Annotated in this window: 16 protein-coding genes; 5 read left to right on the top strand and 11 right to left on the bottom strand. The window is 72.5% G+C overall.

All coding sequences use genetic code 11. The annotated features are described in order from the left end of the window. The first annotated feature begins 41 nt into the window (after positions 1-41). Positions 42-956: a formyltetrahydrofolate deformylase gene (gene purU / locus AB0J66_RS33050; protein WP_364669084.1), complete on the top strand. Its 915-nt coding sequence runs from the start codon at positions 42-44 to the stop codon at positions 954-956. Here purU and AB0J66_RS33045 read toward each other — a convergent pair. After that, positions 885-3,167, bottom strand: coding sequence for an EAL domain-containing protein (locus AB0J66_RS33045; RefSeq protein ID WP_364669081.1), 2,283 nt, complete (start codon positions 3,165-3,167; stop codon positions 885-887). The genes purU and AB0J66_RS33045 overlap by 72 nt on opposite strands. Positions 3,168-3,258: 91 nt before the next feature. Here AB0J66_RS33045 and AB0J66_RS33040 point away from each other — a divergent pair, with 91 nt between their 5' ends. Continuing rightward, the gene (locus tag AB0J66_RS33040) at positions 3,259-4,893 is read left to right on the top strand and encodes a glycoside hydrolase family 43 protein (protein ID WP_364669078.1); all 1,635 of its coding nucleotides are present in this window, start codon (positions 3,259-3,261) and stop codon (positions 4,891-4,893) included. Here the strand turns inward: AB0J66_RS33040 and AB0J66_RS33035 are convergent. After that, the gene (locus AB0J66_RS33035) at positions 4,881-5,717 is read right to left on the bottom strand and encodes an MBL fold metallo-hydrolase (protein ID WP_364669075.1); all 837 of its coding nucleotides are present in this window, start codon (positions 5,715-5,717) and stop codon (positions 4,881-4,883) included. The two genes, AB0J66_RS33040 and AB0J66_RS33035, sit on opposite strands and share 13 nt — an antisense overlap. A gap of 120 nt (positions 5,718-5,837) precedes the next feature. On the opposite strand from AB0J66_RS33035, the gene AB0J66_RS33030 reads away from it, so the two are divergent. Continuing rightward, a complete protein-coding gene (locus tag AB0J66_RS33030) occupies positions 5,838-6,386 on the top strand; it encodes a TetR family transcriptional regulator (protein WP_364669073.1) in 549 nt (182 codons plus the stop codon). 15 nt (positions 6,387-6,401) lie between these two features. On the opposite strand, the gene AB0J66_RS33025 is transcribed toward AB0J66_RS33030, so the two are convergent. The 5 genes from AB0J66_RS33025 to AB0J66_RS33005 all read right to left on the bottom strand — a co-directional run bounded on the left by AB0J66_RS33025 (position 6,402) and on the right by AB0J66_RS33005 (position 10,244). Continuing rightward, positions 6,402-7,364: a hypothetical protein gene (locus tag AB0J66_RS33025; RefSeq protein ID WP_364669070.1), complete on the bottom strand. Its 963-nt coding sequence runs from the start codon at positions 7,362-7,364 to the stop codon at positions 6,402-6,404. Continuing rightward, the gene (locus AB0J66_RS33020; protein ID WP_364669068.1) at positions 7,361-7,783 is read right to left on the bottom strand and encodes a hypothetical protein; all 423 of its coding nucleotides are present in this window, start codon (positions 7,781-7,783) and stop codon (positions 7,361-7,363) included. Before AB0J66_RS33020 ends, AB0J66_RS33025 begins: the two co-directional genes overlap by 4 nt. A gap of 110 nt (positions 7,784-7,893) precedes the next feature. Continuing rightward, positions 7,894-8,838 (bottom strand): methyltransferase domain-containing protein, encoded by a 945-nt coding sequence (locus tag AB0J66_RS33015; RefSeq protein WP_364669065.1) that lies wholly within the window; start codon positions 8,836-8,838, stop codon positions 7,894-7,896. Positions 8,839-8,902: 64 nt separating this feature from the next. Continuing rightward, positions 8,903-9,664, bottom strand: coding sequence for a polyprenyl diphosphate synthase (uppS, locus tag AB0J66_RS33010; RefSeq protein ID WP_364669062.1), 762 nt, complete (start codon positions 9,662-9,664; stop codon positions 8,903-8,905). A gap of 64 nt (positions 9,665-9,728) precedes the next feature. After that, positions 9,729-10,244 carry a CGNR zinc finger domain-containing protein gene (locus tag AB0J66_RS33005; RefSeq protein WP_364669060.1) on the bottom strand — a complete coding sequence of 172 codons (516 nt, stop codon included), beginning with the start codon at positions 10,242-10,244 and terminating at the stop codon, positions 9,729-9,731. A gap of 26 nt (positions 10,245-10,270) precedes the next feature. Here AB0J66_RS33005 and AB0J66_RS33000 point away from each other — a divergent pair, with 26 nt between their 5' ends. Beyond that, a complete protein-coding gene (locus AB0J66_RS33000) occupies positions 10,271-11,038 on the top strand; it encodes a TSUP family transporter (RefSeq protein ID WP_364669058.1) in 768 nt (255 codons plus the stop codon). Positions 11,039-11,140: 102 nt separating this feature from the next. After that, the gene (locus AB0J66_RS32995; RefSeq protein WP_364669055.1) at positions 11,141-11,752 is read left to right on the top strand and encodes a hypothetical protein; all 612 of its coding nucleotides are present in this window, start codon (positions 11,141-11,143) and stop codon (positions 11,750-11,752) included. Here AB0J66_RS32995 and AB0J66_RS32990 read toward each other — a convergent pair. The 4 genes from AB0J66_RS32990 to AB0J66_RS32975 form a co-directional block, all read right to left on the bottom strand. Further along, positions 11,735-12,928, bottom strand: coding sequence for a sigma-70 family RNA polymerase sigma factor (locus tag AB0J66_RS32990; RefSeq protein ID WP_364669050.1), 1,194 nt, complete (start codon positions 12,926-12,928; stop codon positions 11,735-11,737). The two genes, AB0J66_RS32995 and AB0J66_RS32990, sit on opposite strands and share 18 nt — an antisense overlap. A gap of 16 nt (positions 12,929-12,944) precedes the next feature. Continuing rightward, positions 12,945-13,286 (bottom strand): YciI family protein, encoded by a 342-nt coding sequence (locus AB0J66_RS32985; RefSeq protein ID WP_364669047.1) that lies wholly within the window; start codon positions 13,284-13,286, stop codon positions 12,945-12,947. A 60-nt stretch (positions 13,287-13,346) separates the two neighbouring features. Further along, on the bottom strand, positions 13,347-14,150 hold the full coding sequence (locus AB0J66_RS32980) for an SAM-dependent methyltransferase (protein WP_364669044.1): 804 nt from the start codon (positions 14,148-14,150) through the stop codon (positions 13,347-13,349). 67 nt (positions 14,151-14,217) lie between these two features. Continuing rightward, complete coding sequence (locus tag AB0J66_RS32975) at positions 14,218-16,983, bottom strand: DEAD/DEAH box helicase (RefSeq protein ID WP_364669041.1); 2,766 nt, start codon at positions 16,981-16,983, stop codon at positions 14,218-14,220. Between the last annotated feature and the right edge of the window lie 10 nt (positions 16,984-16,993).

Below are 16,993 nucleotides of genomic sequence, written 5' to 3'. Positions count from 1 at the left end.
AGATGATCTGATGGGGGTGTGCTGAACCGGAAGGAAAGTCAGTGACGCTCGCCCAGGACGCCCCCCTCGCCCGCCGCCGCGACAGCCTGCCGCGCGACGACAGCCAGGCGGTGCTGATCGTGCACGGCGCCGACCGCACGGGCATCGTGGCCGCGGTCGGCTCGGTGCTCAGCAAGCACGGCGCCAACATCGTGTCGCTCGACCAGTACTCCGACAACCCGCACGGTGGCGCGTTCTTCCAGCGCACGGTGTTCGGCCGGGACGGGCTCAAGGCGGCGCTGCCGGAGATCGAGCACGACCTGCGCACCGAGCTCGACCGCGGCTTCGACCTGGAGTTCACGCTGCGCGACCTGGCCAAGCCCAAGCGCGTGGCGATCTTCGCGTCGAAGGAGGACCACTGCCTGCTCGACCTGCTGTGGCGGCACCGCCGCGGTGAGCTGCCGGTCAGCGTCGCGATGGTCATCTCCAACCACACCGACACGGCGGACGAGGTACGCAGCTTCGGCATCCCGTTCTTCCACGTGCCCTCGCCCGCCGGCCCGGACAAGTCGGCCGCCGAGACGCAGCACCTGCGGCTGCTGCGCGGGAACGTCGACTTCGTGGTGCTGGCCCGCTACATGCAGATCCTGTCGGGCGGCTTCATCAAGGAGCTCGGCGTCCCGATCATCAACATCCACCACTCGTTCCTGCCCGCGTTCATCGGCGCCGGGCCGTACGCGAAGGCCAAGCAGCGCGGGGTCAAGCTGATCGGCGCGACCGCCCACTACGTCACCGAGGATCTGGACGAGGGCCCGATCATCGAGCAGGACGTCGTCCGGGTCACGCACGCCGAGACGGTGGCCGACCTGCAGCGCCGCGGGGCCGACGTGGAGCGCGCGGTGCTGTCACGAGCCGTCCGCTGGCACAGCGAGGACCGGGTGATCCGGCACGACAACCACACCATCGTCTTCGCCTAGGGCGATGATCTGTTCGAACTGCGCCGCCGGCACCGGCCGGGAGAAGAGATAACCCTGGCCGTACGTGTAGCCGAGCTCCTGCAGCAGATCGCGCTGCTCGATCGTCTCGATGCCCTCGGCCACCGACTTCAGCTCCAGCGCCCCGGCCATCTGGGACACCGCGGTGGCCACCGCCGCCTGCCGGCCGACGGTGGTGATCGACTCGACGAACGACTTGTCGAGCTTGAGCGTCGTCACCGGGGTGGTCAGCAGCAGGCCCAGCGACGAGGCGGCGGTGCCGAAGTCGTCCAGGGCCAGCTTGACGCCGAGCCCGCGCAGGGCCAGCAGGGTGTCGATCGACTCCTGGTCGTCGAGCACGGCCGTCTCGGTGACCTCGATGGTCAGGCAGCCGGCGGGCAGGCCGGTCTCGCCCAGCACCCGGGCCACCTCGGCCACGAAGCCGGGCTCCTTGAGCTGGCGGCCGGCCACGTTCACGCCGACCGACATCTCCGACAGGTGCGGGTGGCGCGCGACCCAGCCCGCGGCCTGCTCGCTGGCCTGCCGCAGCACCCACCGGCCGATGGCCACGATCTGGCCGGTCTTCTCGGCCACCGGGATGAACTCGACCGGTGACACCAGGCCGCGCACGGGGTGGTTCCAGCGCAGCAGGGCCTCGACGCCGGTCGTCCGCCGGTCGCTCAGCCGCACGATGGGCTGGTAGACCAGCTCGAACTGGGCGTCGATCAGGGCCTCGCGCATCTCCCGGACCATCTCGGCCTCGGCGCTGATCCGCGCGCCCATCTCGTCGGTGTAGCGCACCCATGTGCTCTTGCCGCGCGCCTTGGCCTCGTACATGGCGATGTCGGCGTTGCTGAGCAGGCTGGACGCGTCGGAGCCGGCGGGCGCGGCGGCGACGCCGACGCTGGCCCGGCTGACCACGAGGTGCGACGAGATCTCGAAGGGCTCGCCGAGCAGGCGGTCGATCTCGTCGGCGATGGCGCCGCCGATGCCGGCGTCCGCGCCCGGCAGCAGGACGGCGAACTCGTCGCCGCCGAGCCGGGCCACCAGGTCGTCCCGGCGCACCGACTTGCGCAGCCGCTGGGCCACCTCGACGAGCAGGGCGTCGCCGGCCGCGTGGCCCATCGTGTCGTTGATGGTCTTGAAGTCGTCCAGGTCGATGAGCAGGACGCAGGCCTCCTGCTCGGCCAGGACGGCGGCCATGGCCCCGTTGAGCGTGGTCCGGTTGGCCAGGCCGGTGAGCCCGTCCATCGACGCCTGCTCGCGCAGCAGGATCTCGTGCTCGCCCAGGCGCTTGATCAGGGTCATGTTGTCGTGGAAGGCGACCAGTTGCCGGCCGGCGACCAGACCGGCGACCGCCACGACGCCCAGGGCGGCCCCCCACAGCTGCGAGGAGGCGTGCTCGGGAAGCATCGCGAAGAAGATCACGAAGGTGAGCGCGATCATCCCGTACGGCAGGAGGCTGTAGGGACGGCGCTGGACGCGCCGAGCCGAACCGCCCCGCCGGACCAGCACCTCCTGGATGCGGGGGCCGGCCGCGATCAGGGCGGACGGCAGCAGGCGGATGAGCAGGACGACCGGGTTGTGCGGGTCCTGGAAGACGCCGGGCAGGAAGGTGGCGATGCCCTGCAGGCCGGCCGCCGCGACCATCGGCCAGGCGGCGACGCGGGCCATCGGCGGCTCGGGGATGAGGGCGACCTTGGTCGCGCAGAACGCGGCCACCACGACCAGGGACGCGGTGAGGCCGGCGTTGAACTGGTCGCCGCCCGAGGTGTAGGCGAAGCACCAGGCGGCGACGCCCCCGCCGACCAGCACGGTCGCCGCGTCGAGCCAGAAGATGCTCTTGTCGCGGCGGGTCTGCAGGCCCTGCGGGAAGATCAGGCAGGCGATGACGTTGCTGGTCATGCCGATCGTGAACAGCACCGTCTGCACGGTGCCGCCGTTCATCGTCTCCGACGCGAACGTGGCGAACTGCGAGAAGTCGCCGATCGTGAAGCACGCGCCGGCGAACGCGATCATCGCCCAGAACCGCCGGAAGCGCAGCGGCGAGATCTGCCGCAGCCGCCAGGCGCCCACCGCGAGCAGAGCGTCGAACGGCACCTGCAGACCCCAGAACGCCGACACCTGCGGCACCCCGTCGGGCAGGGCGACGAACAGCACGCCGCCCAGAAGGACGACGGCCGCCATGGCCAGGAGAACCGGGTCGCGTCGCACGAGTCCTTCAATCGGACTTTTCCTCCAGGACTCAAGGACTTCGTGGTGGGGACTTCCGTAACTTGCATCGAAGGCCGTAACTTACGGAGACATGACGACGAGTGCCCTCACGGGGCGGGCCATCCGGAACCCGATTCTGACCGGATTCCATCCAGACCCGTCGATCCTGCGGGTCGGCTCGGACTACTTCATCGCCACCTCGACCTTCGAGTGGTACCCGGGCGTGCGGATCCACCACTCGACCAACCTGGTCGACTGGCGGCCGATGGGCGGGGCGCTCAACGAGAAACGGCTGCTCGACCTGACCGGCTCGGGCGACTCCAACGGCGTCTGGGCGCCCAGCCTGAGCTACCACGACGGCCTGTTCCACCTGCTCTACGCGGACGTCGCGACCTTCGAGGGCGGTTACTGGGACCCGCAGAACTACCTGGTCACCGGGCCCACCCCGACCGGGCCGTGGTCCGGCCCGGTGGCCCTGCACGGCCGCGGCTTCGACGCGTCGCTGTTCCACGACGACGACGGCACGACCTGGATGCTGTCGATGGTGGCCGACTGGCGGCCGGGCCGGAACCGCTTCGCCGGCATCTCGATCCAGCAGTACGACCGTGAGGCCCGCCGCCTCGTGGGCGCAGAGCACGAGATCTTCCGGGGCACCAGCGCCGCCCTGACCGAGGCGCCCAACCTCTACCGCAAGGACGGCTGGTACTACCTGGTCACGGCCGAGGGCGGCACGAGCTGGGAGCACCAGGTCACCGTCGCCCGCTCCAGCCACCTGCTCGGGCCGTACCTCGCCGATCCGGCCGGCCCGCTGCTCACCTCGTACGGCCGCCCCGAGCTGACCCTGCAGAAAGCCGGACATGGCAGCCTCGTGCGGACGCCCGCCGGCCAGTGGTACCTCGCCCACCTGGTCGGCCGCCCGTACACCCCGCTCGGCCGCTGCGTGCTCGGCCGCGAGACCGCCCTGCAGGAGGTCACCTGGACCGACCAGGGGTGGCCGCGCATCGCCGGCGGCGTCCCGGCCGACACCGTCGCCGCCCCGCGCGGAGTGACCCTCTCCGAGGTCCGGCCGGTCTCCTCCGAGGAGTCGGAGCACGACGACTTCGACGAGCCCGCCCTCGGCGTCAACTGGTCCACGCTGCGCCGCCCGGCCAGCCCCGACTGGGTCGACCTGAGCAGCCGCCCGTCGTTCCTGCGCCTGCGCGGCGGCCAGTCCCCGATGGGCCGCCGCCGCCCCAGCCTGGTCGCCCGGCGCGTCGTCGCCACCCACTGCGAGTTCGAGGCCGTCCTCGAGTTCACCCCGCGCAACTACCGCCAGCTGGCCGGGATCACCGCCTATTACAACACCCGCAACTGGTACTTCCTGCACGTCACCGCCGACGACGACGGCACCCCGGTCGTCGACCTGCTGGCCTGCGACTCCGGCCGCGTCTCGGTCGTGCCCGGGGCCCGGACCGCCCTGAAGGGCGACCGGACGGCGCTTCGCCTGCGCTTCGAGGGGGCCGAGCTGCATTGCGCGTACGCGCCGGAGCCCGGTCCGGCCGCGACCTGGCGACCCGTGGGCCCCGCGCTGGACGCCACCACGCTGTCGGACGAGTACGCGGCCCATGCCGTCGACGGCGAGCCCTCGGCCTGGGGCTTCACCGGCGCCTTCGTCGGCCTGTGGTGCCAGGACCTGGGAGCCGAGGGCGCGTACGCCGACTTCGACAGCGCGACCTACCGGGCCTGACCCCAGCGGTCGTCCGCGGTGATCACCCGGAACGCCGGGTCGCTCAGGTGCGCCGGCGCGATGACGATCCCCTCGGCCTGGGCCCGGGCGAAGAGCTCGGCCCGGGCGGCGGCCGCCTGCTCACGGTCGACGTCGGTCATGAAGTGGATGTCGCGGTCGGTCAGCTGGCCCGGAAGCTCGATGAGGTCGCCGGTGAACCACAGCTTGCGGCCGCCCGACGCCAGCTCGATCACCGCGTGGCCCGGCGTGTGGCCGGGCACGGGCAGCACCCGTACACCCGGCAGCACCTCGCCGCCGCCCGGCTCGTAGGTCCGCAGGATGCCCGCCTTCTCGGCCGCCAGCATGATCGCCCGGGTCGGGTCGCCCTCGGGGACCCCGTCGACCAGCAGCGGCCAGTCCTCGGCACCGTAGTGGACGGTCGCGTTCGGGAAGAACGGGACGCCGTCCTTCATCAGCCAGCCGACGTGGTCGAGATGCAGGTGGGTGATGAGGACCGCGGTGATGTCGGCCGCGGCCACGCCGGCTGCGGCCAGCGCGGCGGGCAGGTCACCGGCCCGGGCCAGGTGCGGCGGCGGGTCGGTCAGGCCGTTCGCCTCGGCCAGCTCGGCCGGGAAGGGCAGGGTGAGCTCCCCCGCCCCGGCGTCGATCAGAAAGGTGCCGGCCGGGCCCCGCACCAGGTGGGCGCCGAGCCGGATCTCGTACGTGCCGGTCTCGTTCAGCAGCCCGGGCATTCGGCTGAAGTCGGCGCCGGGATAGGCCGAGGGCGGGAGGTACGAGGAGCCGTCGATCAGCACCGTCACGGTGAACTCGCCAATAGTGATCATGGTCGTGCCCTTCTTTCGGTCACTGACTTTCTGTCAGTGGATGACAGTTCGTCAGTGGCCGACTGTAACGCTAGGATGATCGGTATGGAAGCGGCGAAGCCCCCAGGTGTCCGAGCTCGCATGAAGGAGACGATCCGGGCCGAGCTGACGGCGGCCGCGATGCGCTCGATCGAGGAGGTCGGGTTCGCCGCCACGACGGCCAGCGCGATCGCGGCCAGCGTCGGCGTGACCGAGCGGACGTTCTTCCGGTACTTCGCCACCAAGGAGGACGCGGTCCTCCAGCCGATCGAGGCTCTCGGCCCCGCGATCGCCGGCGAGCTGCGCCGCCGCCCGCCCGGCGAGGCGCCCCTGCCGGCCCTGCGCGCGGCTTTCGAGGTCGCCGTCGACTCGGTGGCGGCCGACCCGGCCACCATGGCCGCGGTGATGCGCCTCAACCGCTCAGAGCCCGCCCTGCGCGGCCGCCACCTGCAACAACAGGATCTATGGGTGAGCGGGCTGGCCGAGGCCCTGGGCGACTCACCCGAGATCCGGATGTTCTGCGGCGTGATGATGCTGGCCTGGGAGACCGCCCTGACCAGATGCTACGAACGCGACGACTTCACCCGCGCCGGCGCGGAGCTGGACGCGGCGCTGGCGGAGCTGCGCTCCTTCGTCAGCCCCGCCGGGTAGCCCGGCCGCCGCCGCTCACCGCACGACGAACGGCACCAGCTCGTGGATGCCGCCGCCGACGGGTAGCAGCACGCCGCGTACGGCCCGGTCGTCCTGCCAGGCGAGCTCGATCCTCTCGTCCGAGCCGGCGCCGACCCGCCGGTCGGTGAACACCCGGCCCTCCTCGGTGTCGAGCAGGGCGACCCGCACCCCGTCCTGTCCTTGATAGGCGACGGCCAGGTTCTCGCCGTCGCGCGAAAGCCGCAGCCCGGTCACCCGGCGGCAGCCCGGCACGCCGGCCGACCACAGCTGCCGGAAGGATCCGCCGGTCAGATGCACGACCTGCGGATGGCAGGGGTTCGACGCGCGGTCGTAGGCCACCGCCGTGGCGATGCCGTCGGCCGCGTCGACCGATCCGTCGACCATCCCGGTCAGCGGCAACAGCAGGCTCTCCCGCCCGGTCGCCAGGTCGTGCGCGAAGTAGCCGGCGTCGCGCCACAGATAGGCCGTCGTGTCGTCGGCGGCGGCCAGCGCCACGTGCTCGCCCGCACGCCGCACGTCCCGTTGCGACTGGACCTTGCCATCGCCGCCGACGACCACGAGGTCGACCCGCTGATCCGTGACCTTCGGCGGCGGGGTCGACTCCCGGGGGCCGAGCGCGACGACGCGCCCGTCGGCCAGGACGGTGAACGACTCCCAGCGCCGGGGGCCGGTCACCGCGTACGTCCGGAGACTGCCGTCCTGGAGCAACTCGCCGACGCGGCCCGTGCCACCGAGAAGCGTCGCGTTGCCGCCACCGGCGCGGTAAGTGCCGGAAGCGTGCGGCAGGAGGAGGCGTTGCGGCTGATCCGGCGCCGCCGGGGCGGGTTCCGGCTGCACGACCTCCCGGCGCCCGGCCGGCCGCAGGGCAAAACCAAGACCGGCGACCAGCAGTACGCCGAGGAAGCCGGCCAGCGCGCCCGCGTACCGCTGCTGTCGCCGCCGCCCTGAACTGCTCACCCGGCGACCTCACGGACACCCGCGCCGCGGTCACCGACCGCTGGGCCGCAGCCGCCCACGCGGCTGTCCCCGGCATCATGCGCGCCCTGCTCGACGTCGACCTGACCGCGCCCGACGGCGGCAACCAGCCGGTGGCCGAGCTGGCGGCGGGCGTGGCGCTGCTCGAGGAGCTCCGCCGGCTGCGGCGCCCACGACCGTGGGCTGGCCCTGGCCACCCGGGCCGCGGGCGCCCTGGACCCGTACACGGGCCGGCCCGGCGGCGCGGAACTCCCCGGCACCCTGCACCTGGTCTGCGCCGACGCCAACCGCCGGGCGGGCCGGCACGACGACGGCCGCGGCTGGGCCGCCGAGGCCACCGTGCTGGCCGAGCACACCGGCGAGACGACCACGATGCCGCCGAGCGCCTGGCGCCGCAGCACGTCCACACCTCGCCCGCCGCAGCCGAGGCCGCGCAGGCTCTTCTCGGCCGCTCCCGGCGAGCTGGGGGCGGGGCGGAGTTGCGGGCTCTGTGTGAGCGGATCGGGGGCCGCTAGGCGGGGCGGCGGAGCAGGGCTATGCGGCCGAGGTCGATCTCGAGGGTGCGGAGCAGTTCGAAGCCGGCGGCTTCGGACTCGGTGACCAGTGCCGGCAGGGGGCGGGCGAAGGGCAGCCCCTGGGCGCGGGCGACGAGGCGGCGCAGGGTGGCGGCGGGGGTGCCGTCGTCGGTGTCGAGCTGCTGGATCAGCAGGAGGCCGTGGGGGCGCAGGCTGCGCCGGATCATCGCCAGGGTGGCCGGGCGGGTGTCCTCGGGGAAGAAGGGCTGGGCCCAGAAGGCGGCGTCGTACGGAGCTGGATCCGCGAAGTCGCGGGCGTCCGTGGTGCGGATGTCGACGCGGTCGGTGACGCCCAGAGCGTGGGCGCGCTCGGTGGCGGCGGCGGTCACCGACGGGAGGAGCTCGAGGGTGGTGGCGCGCAGACCGGGCAGCAGGGAGGCCGCGGTCAGGACGAAGCCGCCGGCGCCGCTGCCCACGTCGAGCAGGCGGCCGTCGGTGATGGCGTCGCGCATCTCGGGGACGGCGTCCAGGATCTGGGTGACGATGGCCCGGGCGGCGTCGTTCGGGGTGAGGGCGACCGACCGGGCGATCACGACGGCCTCGGCCGGGGTGACGGGGGCGGCGCCGGTGGTGACGACGTCGGCGACCTGGCGGGCCAGCAGGCTGGCCCGGGCGATCTGGGCGGCGAGGTCCACGGGGGCGGCGGCGGACAGGGCGGCGGCGAGGCCCGGCTCGAGCTGGACCTTGTCGGCGGTACGGACGATCAGGCCGTGCGCTTCGAAGGCGGCCAGCAGATCGTCGGCCGGGTGGCCGGCGAACACCGCGACCTCGGCGGTCGTTCGCGGCTCGGCCAGGAAGCCCAGGTAGCCGCGGGATCGGGCGGCGTCGAGCAGGGCGAGCGCCTGCGCGCCGTGCTCCCACGTGGACAGTGATTCCGTCATGGCTGCATGGTGCCTGCCCGGTCGCGCCTCAACCATGGTCCGGGGGTGTGCCGATGATCTCCCGCTAGGCGCCGAAGCGGCGGTGGCGGGCGGCGTACGACCGGAGGGCGCGCAGGAAGTCGACCTTGCGGAAGCCGGGCCAGTAGACGTCGCAGAAGTACAGCTCCGAGTAGGCGGCCTGCCAGAGCAGGAAGCCGGACATGCGCCGCTCGCCGCTGGTGCGGATGACGAGGTCGGGGTCGGGGCGGCCGCTGGTGTAGAGGTGCTCGGCGATCCGGTCGGCGCTCAGCGTGCGTACCGCCTCGTCGAGGGACCCGGCCTCCCACAGCAGCGACCGTACGGCGTCGACGATCTCCTCCCGGCCGTCGTAGCCGATGGCGATGGTCAGATGCGAGGAACCGCCGGCGGCGCGGGTCTCCTCCTCGGCCAGCTTCAGCGCGTGCCGGGTCGAGTCGGGCAGCACGTCGAGGCGGCCGGCCAGGTGCACCTGCCACGGGCTGGCCGGGCGGCGCAGGCGTTCGGTGACCACGTCCTCGATCATCCGCATGAGGTTGCCGACCTCGGTGGCGTCGCGTCTGCGGACGTTGTCGGCCGACGCCACGAAGACGGTGACGTGCCCGATCCCGGTCTCGGCGCACCAGCCGAGGACCTCGTCGAGATGCTCGGCGCCGTAGCGGTGGCCGACCCGGGCGTCGCCGTAACCCATCTGCCGGGCCCACCGGCGGTTGCCGTCCATCACCATGGCCACGTGCCGGGGCAGCGCGGCCCCGGCGAGCTGTCTGCGGAGCCGGCGCGTGTACGCCGCGTACAGCAAGGATCGGAACATGCGGCCGATCCCAGCACGGCGACGGCCCGGCAGCTCGCCTCCGCACAGGACCTGCACAACACCTTCACCGATGGGAGGCCCGGTGCCGCCGTACGGCGTCGCGATTGCCGCACGCGTGGGAGCAGTATCGCTGAGTCCCCGTACGGCTGAAGTCGGCGAAGGGTCGCCCGCAGCCGGCGCGGGCGCACCGGCCGAGACGGTGCAGGCCGCGCCCGGAGAGGTGCAGGGCCGTGCCGACACTGATGAGCGTGCGCAGCAGGGAGGCCAGCGACTGGTCGGGCTCGCGGTAGTGGATGTGCCAGCCGTCGCCGGCGTGGTTCGTCAGCCTCGGGTAGGCGGCGGTCGCCTGCAGCAGGGTGTTGAGCCGAGCGGCCCGGTCGTCGTCAGATGCATCGACCACGGTCAGCCAGCGCTCCATGAAGTCGGCGATATCCGACAGATCAGACGACGCTACCGGTCGCTCGAGCGCGATCCCGGCGTCGCGACACCGCTCGGCGAGCGCCGGAGCGGACGCCGGCGGGTCGGTCACGAGCGAAAGTGCGAGCCGCACCGCATCTTCGCCGTAAGGGTTGAGATGCATAAGACCATTACACCATGCTGGCGGCCATGGATTGGCACCTCGTACTCCTGCTCCTGCTCGTAGCGGCGGCCGCCGGATGGGTTGACGCTGTCGTCGGCGGGGGCGGGCTGATCCTCGTGCCGGCCCTGCTGCTGGGTCTGCCGGGCCTGCCGCCGGTGACCGCGCTGGGCACCAACAAGGTCGCGAGCATCTGCGGCACCGCGACGGCCGCCGTCACCTACGCCCGGCGCACGAAGATCGACTGGCGGGTGGCCGGGCCGGCCGCGGGGCTGGCCGTCGTCTTCTCCGGGTTCGGGGCCGTGACCGCCGCCCGCGTGCCGGCCGACTGGTTCCGCCCGGCCGTCATGGTGTTGTTGCTGCTGGTGCTGGCGTTCGTCGTGCTGCGGCCGCAGTTCGGCGTGGTGGTCGGCGAGATCGCGCCCACCGGGCGGCGCCGCGCGCTCACCGTGGGCGCGGCCGGGGTGGCGATCGCCTTCTACGACGGCGTCTTCGGGCCCGGCACCGGCACCTTCCTGATCATCACGTTCACCGCGCTGCTCGGCCTCGACTTTCTCGGCAGCTCGGCCACGGCGAAGATCCTCAACGCCGGTACGAACCTGGGCGCGCTGGTGGTCTTCGCAGCCGGCGGTCATGTGCTGTGGTGGCTGGGCCTGTCGATGGCCGTCTGCAACATCGCCGGAGCGCGGTTCGGGGCGCGGACCGCCCTCAAGCGCGGCGCCGGCTTCGTCCGGGCCGCCCTGGTCGTCGTCGTGGCCGGCATGGTCATTCGGCTGGGAGTCGACTATTTCGGGTGAATCCACCCCTTTGGCGAAACCGATTCGCAATAGTGAGGATCGTGAGCCTGACATCGCCTGCGCCGGGGCTTCTCCTTCTCCGACCTGGGCGTCAGCGCCAAGGTGCTCACCGCGGTCAGCGTGGCCGCCCTGGTCGCCCTGGTCGTCGGCATCCTCGGGCTGGTCGCGCTGGACCAGGTCAACGACAAGGCTCACCTGACCCGGGGCACCGGCCTGCAGAGCCGCGACGAGCCGGGCCGGATGGGCCGCTCGCTCGACGCCGCCATGGCCCGGCTGCGCGCGACCGTGACCACGATCGAGAACTCGGCCGCCTCGCTGGCCGGCGCCTCGGAACGGCTGACCGGCACGTCGACCCACATCGCGTCGTCCGCCGAGGAGACCTCGGCCCAGGCCCAGGCCGTGTCGGCCGCCGCCGAGCAGGTGTCGCGCGGCGTGGAGACGGTCTCGGCGGGCAGCGAGGAAATGGGCGCGTCGATCCGGGAGATCTCGCAGAATGCGGCCGAGGCGGCCCGGGCCGGGGAGATGGGCAAGGGCTTCGCGGTGGTCGCCTCCGAGGTCAAGGGGGGCACCAGCGAGATCGCCGAGAACATCACCGGGGTGGCCGAGGCGGCCCGGATGACCAGCCAGAGCGTCGCCGAGACGCAGGAGGCCACGGCCGAGCTGGCCCGGATGTCCGCCGAGCTGCGCAGCGTGGTCTCAGCCTTCCGGGTCTGACTTTCTCATCAGGAACCGGCGCTCGCTCGGGTTGGTGGTCAGTTCCGCTGCTTGCCGGTACGCCTGCTCGGCCTCCCGGCGACGGCCGACCCGGGTCAGGAGCTCGGCCCGTACGGCGTACCGCACGTGGTGTTGATCGAGGCCTCTCAAGCTGTCCACAATGGCCAGCGCCTCCCGGGGCCCGTGCACCTCGGCCACGGCGACGGCCCGGTGCAGAGCCACGACCGGCCCGGAGTCGAAGAGCGTGAGATGGTCGTAGATCGCGAGGATCTGCCGCCAGTCGGTCTCCGCGGCGCTCGCGGCGTCGGCGTGCACCGCGTTGATCGCCGCCTGGAGCTGATAGGGGCCGGCCCGGTCGCGGCGCAGGCACTCGCGCAGCAGCGCCCGCCCCTCGTCGAGCAACGGCCGGTTCCACCGGCGCCGGTCCTGGTCACCCAGGGTGATCAGGTCGCCGTTGCTGGCGGTACGCGCCGGACGGCGGGCCTCGATCAGCACCATCAGCGCCAGCAGGCCGCGGGCCTCGGGCTCATCGGGCATGAGGCGAACCAGCAGGCGGGCGAGCCTGATCGCCTCGGCGGTGAGATCGTCGCGCGTGAGGCCGTCGCCGGCGCTCGCCGCGTACCCCTCGTTGAAGATCAGGTAGAGGACGGCCAGGACCGCGCCGAGACGCGTGGGCAGATCCGCGTCGCGTGGCACCCGATAGGGGATCCGGGCGTCGCGGATCTTGCCTTTGGCCCGGGACAGGCGCTGGGCCATCGTCGCCTCCGGCACCAGGAACGCGCGGGCGATCTCCCGGGTGGTCAGCCCGCCGAGCAGCCGCAGGGTCAGCGCCACCCGGGCCGCCGGGGCCAGGGCCGGATGACAGCACGTGAAGATCAGCCGGAGCTCGTCGCCGTCCGGCCCGGTGTCCCCCATGGCCTGCTCCCGCATCGCCTCGGCCTCCCGTTCGGCGCGCTGGGATTCGCGGCGCAGCCGGTCGATCGCCCGGTTCCGGGCCGTCGTGATGATCCAGCCGGCCGGGGCGGGCGGCACCCCGGTTTCCGGCCAGCGGCGCACGGCCACGGCGAACGCGTCCTGGACCGCCTCCTCGGCGACGTCGATGTCACCGAAGTGACGGATCAGGACCGCGACGGCGCGGCCGTACTCCGCCCGGAAGATCGCCTCGATCTCCGTCATGATTCTTCGGCCGCCGTCATGCGAGGGGGCGGACCTCGATCGCGAGCATGGGCAGGATCGCGGCCATCCGCCCGCCCCAGCCCAGCGCCTCGTCCAGGTCGGCCGCCTCGATGATCGTGAAGCCGCCGAGGTGTTCCTTGCCCTCGGTGAACGGCCCGTCGGTCAGCACCGCCTCGCCGTCCCGGTCGCGGATCACGGTCGCCGTCGACGGCGGATGCAACCCGGCCGTGAACACCCAGGCCCCGGCCGCCTTCATCTGATCGTTCAGCTTCCCCAGCTCGGCCATGATCGGCTCCAGCACCTCGGCCGGTGGTGGATCACCGTCGGGCTGGTAGATGCTCAGCAGATACCGCGCCATCGTTCCTCCTCGGTCGTCGTCTTCAGTATCTGTACGAACGACGGCCGCGGTTCTCGACAGCTACGGCACTCGGGCCACGAAACCGTTGCAGGCGACGTACTCGGCGGCGGGCCGCGGCTGGGGCTCGTCGCCGGCATGCCAGTGGGCGACCGAGGTGACGCCCGGGTCGACCAGCTCCAACCCGTCGAACAGGGCGGCGAACGCGGCGCCGTCGCGGGCCTGGAAACGGCCGTCGGGGTTGGCCGCGGTCAGCTTCGCGACCGCCTCGTCGGGCAGGAACTCCCAGGTGGCGTGGGTGGCGGCCACGTAGCTGCCGGACGGGAGGGCCTCGAGCAGCGTACGGACGATACCGGTGACGTCCTCGTCGTCGCGGATGAAGTGCAGCACCGCGATCAGCAGCAGGCCGACCGGCTCGGACAGGTCGAGGGTGGCCTTGAGGTCGGCGTGATCCAGGATGGAGCGCGGGTCGCGCAGGTCGGCGTCGAGATAGGCCACCGTGCCGGCCGGGGCGCTGGTGAGCAGGGCCCGCGCGTGGCTGAGCACGATCGGGTCGTTGTCCACATACACGATCTTGCTGGCCGGGTCGACGGCCTGGACCACCTCGTGGGTGTTGCCCGGCGCCGGGATGCCGGTGCCGATGTCGAGGAACTGCCGGACCCCGCGCGAGGCGATCAGCCGGGCCGCCCGGCCCAGGAAACGGCGATTCTCCAGGGCCATCGTACGGATCGCGGGCATGGCCGCCTCGATCGCGTCCCCCGAGGCGCGGTCGGCGGCGAAGTTGTCCTTGCCGCCCAGCCAGTAGTTGTAACGCCGGGCCGGGTGGGCCACCGTCGTGTCCACCCGGTCGTTGGGCGAACTGTCCACTGCGGCCACCCCCGTCTTGCCGTGCTACATCGACACTGCCCTCATCCTACGAAGATCTTCCCGAAGATCACAGCCCGGCCTGGTAGGCGAGAACACCCCTGTTCACAAGCTTGATCGCGGCCCGGGCGGTGTCGCGCACCTCGGGCGAGGCGGCCGAGGCCTCCCGGATCTGGCCGAGCAGGTCGAGCACCTGGCGGGCCCAACGCACGAAGTCGCCGGCCGGCATGTCCGCGTCGAAGTTGTGCCCGCTGGCCAGCACCCGGGCCAGCGGCTCGCCGCGGGCCCACCGGTACATCGGCCAGACGAAACCCGGGTCGGGCTCGCGGGTCAGGCTCAGCCCGTTAGCCGACTCGTCGGCCGCGATCTCGCCCCACAGCTTGGTGCACGCGTCCACCGCCGAGGTGATCGGGCCCTTGGGCACCGACGCCCGGTCGTCGCCCTCGCGGCGCGACTCGTAGAGCACCATGGACACCGCGGCCGCCAGCTCGTCCGGGGCCAGGCCGTCCCACAGGCCCTGGCGCAGGCACTCGGCCACCAGCAGGTCGGCCTCGGACCAGATGCGGCCCAGCATGCGCCCGGCCTCGGTCACCTCGCCGCCCGCTTCGCCGCCGGCGGACAGATAACCGCGCTCGGTCAGGACCGCGCAGACCTGGTCGAACGTGCGGGCCAGCGACCCCGTACGCCCGGCGACCTTGTCCCGCAGGGCGTCGGTGTCGCGCTGCAGCCGGTGCCGCCGCTCGGCGAAGCGGGCGTGCTCCTCCCGATCGGGGCAGGCGTGGCACGGGTGCTGCCGCAGCTGCACTTTCAGCAGGGCGATCTCGGCGTCCTCGCCGGGCTGGGCGGCGCCCTTGTTACGGCGGCGACCGCCGCCGTGGCGCTCCAGGCCGGTCGCGGCGATCTGCGCGGCCAGGTCGCGCCGGGCGCCGGGCGAGCGGTGGTTGAAGTGTTTCGGCACGCGGATGCGCTCGAGCACCTCGGCCGGCCCGCCGAAGTCGGCCGGGCTGACCCGCCCGGCCCAGCGGTCCTGGGTCAGCACCAGCGGGCGCGGCTCGCCGAAACCACCGGCCGGCGCCTCGAGCACGACGGCCAGCCCGGCCCGGCGGCCCTGCGCCACCCGGATGACGTCACCGACGCGCAGTTTCTCCAGCGAGGACGTGGCGGCGGCCCGGCGCTGCGACGCGCCCTCGCGGGCCATCGCCCGCTCCCGGTCGGCGATGGCGACCCGGATCGCGAAGTACTCGTCGAAGTCGCCGTGGTGGCAGGCGCCCTCGGCCCCGTACGACTGCATGGTGTCGACGTTGCGCTGCACCTGCCGGGCCAGCCCGACCACCGACCGGTCGGCCTGGAACTGCGCGAACGACGACTCGAGCAGCTCGCGCGATTTCTCGGCGCCGACCGTGCCGACCAGGTTGACGGCCATGTTGTAGGACGGGCGGAAGGACGAGCGCAAAGGATACGTACGCGTACTGGCGAGCCCGGCCACGTGGCGCGGGTCGACCTCGGGGCTCCACAGGACCACGGCGTGGCCCTCGACGTCGATGCCGCGGCGGCCGGCGCGGCCGGTCAGCTGCGTGTACTCCCCCGGGGTCAGGTCGACGTGGGCCTCGCCGTTGAACTTGACCAGCCGTTCGAGCACGACGCAGCGGGCCGGCATGTTGATGCCCAGCGCGAGGGTCTCGGTGGCGAACACGGCCTTGACCAGGCCCTGCACGAAACACTCCTCGACCGCCTCCTTGAAGGCGGGCAGCATGCCGGCGTGGTGGGCGGCCAGGCCCCGCTCGAGGCCGTCGAGCCACTCCCAGTAGCCCAGCACCGACAGGTCCTCACGCGGGATGCTGGCCACCTTGGCCTCGGCGATGCGGCGGATCTCGGCCCGCTCGTCGGCGTCGGTCAGCCGCAGGCCCGCGCCCAGGCACTGCTGCACGGCGGCATCACAACCGGCCCGGCTGAAGATGAACAGGATCGCCGGGAGCAGGCCGGCCCGCTCCAAGCGGTCGACCACCTCGGCCCGCGGCGGCGGCTGCCACCGCTTGGACCGGCCACCCCGGGGCCCGTACGACCGGTCGGTGAGCTCCAGACGGCGCTGCATCTCGCGGGTGTAGCGCAGCAGCTCGGGGTGCACGTCGTGTTTCTTGGCGGCGTCGGCGTCGTGGAACAGGTCGAACATGCGCCGGCCGACCAGCATGTGCTGCCAGAGCGGGACCGGCCGGTGCTCGCTGACCACGACCTCGGTCTGCCCGCGCACGGTGACCAGCCAGTCGGCGAACTCCTCGTAGTTGCTGACCGTGGCCGACAGCGAAACCAGGGTCACCGAGGCCGGAAGGTGGATGATCACCTCTTCCCAGACCGCGCCGCGGAACCGGTCGGCCAGGTAGTGGACCTCGTCCATCACCACATAGGCCAGGTTCTTCAGCGCGGCGGAGCCCGAATAGAGCATGTTGCGCAGGACCTCGGTGGTCATCACGACCACCGGGGCGTCGCCGTTGATCGCGTTGTCCCCGGTCAGCAGGCCGACTTTGTCGGCCCCGTAGCGCTCGACCAGGTCGTGGTACTTCTGGTTGGACAGCGCCTTGATCGGCGTGGTGTAGAAGCACTTGCGCTCGCCGGCCCGCAGCGCCAGATGCACGGCGAACTCGCCCACCACCGTCTTGCCGGCGCCGGTGGGCGCGCACACCAGCACGCCGCTGCCCCGCTCGAGGGACTCGCAGGCCGCGCGCTGGAAGTCATCCAGGTCGAAGCCGACGTCGAGCATGAAATCGTCGAGCGCCGGGAACTCGGCCGCCCGGGCCGCCCGCCGCTTCGATTCCGCATACCGTTCGGCGGGACTCGTCATGACCACAAGG

The organism is Actinoplanes sp. NPDC049598 (assembly GCF_040675435.1).
GTDB lineage: Bacteria > Actinomycetota > Actinomycetes > Mycobacteriales > Micromonosporaceae > Actinoplanes.
The sequence above is the reverse complement of the archived record's forward strand: the minus strand, read 5'-3'. Positions and strand labels throughout refer to the sequence as shown.

Excerpts from the sequence above, each read along its gene's own strand:
- AB0J66_RS33035 (WP_364669075.1), bottom strand. The coding sequence starts at position 5,717 with ATGATCACTATTGGCGAGTTCACCGTGACGGTGCTGATCGACGGCTCC.
- AB0J66_RS32990 (WP_364669050.1), bottom strand. The coding sequence starts at position 12,928 with ATGACGGAGATCGAGGCGATCTTCCGGGCGGAGTACGGCCGCGCCGTC.
- AB0J66_RS33005 (WP_364669060.1), bottom strand. The coding sequence starts at position 10,244 with ATGCATCTCAACCCTTACGGCGAAGATGCGGTGCGGCTCGCACTTTCG.
- AB0J66_RS33000 (WP_364669058.1), top strand. The coding sequence starts at position 10,271 with ATGGATTGGCACCTCGTACTCCTGCTCCTGCTCGTAGCGGCGGCCGCC.
- AB0J66_RS32975 (WP_364669041.1), bottom strand. The coding sequence starts at position 16,983 with ATGACGAGTCCCGCCGAACGGTATGCGGAATCGAAGCGGCGGGCGGCC.
- AB0J66_RS33040 (WP_364669078.1), top strand. The coding sequence starts at position 3,259 with ATGACGACGAGTGCCCTCACGGGGCGGGCCATCCGGAACCCGATTCTG.
- AB0J66_RS33015 (WP_364669065.1), bottom strand. The coding sequence starts at position 8,838 with ATGACGGAATCACTGTCCACGTGGGAGCACGGCGCGCAGGCGCTCGCC.
- uppS (WP_364669062.1), bottom strand. The coding sequence starts at position 9,664 with ATGTTCCGATCCTTGCTGTACGCGGCGTACACGCGCCGGCTCCGCAGA.
- AB0J66_RS32985 (WP_364669047.1), bottom strand. The coding sequence starts at position 13,286 with ATGGCGCGGTATCTGCTGAGCATCTACCAGCCCGACGGTGATCCACCA.
- AB0J66_RS33030 (WP_364669073.1), top strand. The coding sequence starts at position 5,838 with ATGAAGGAGACGATCCGGGCCGAGCTGACGGCGGCCGCGATGCGCTCG.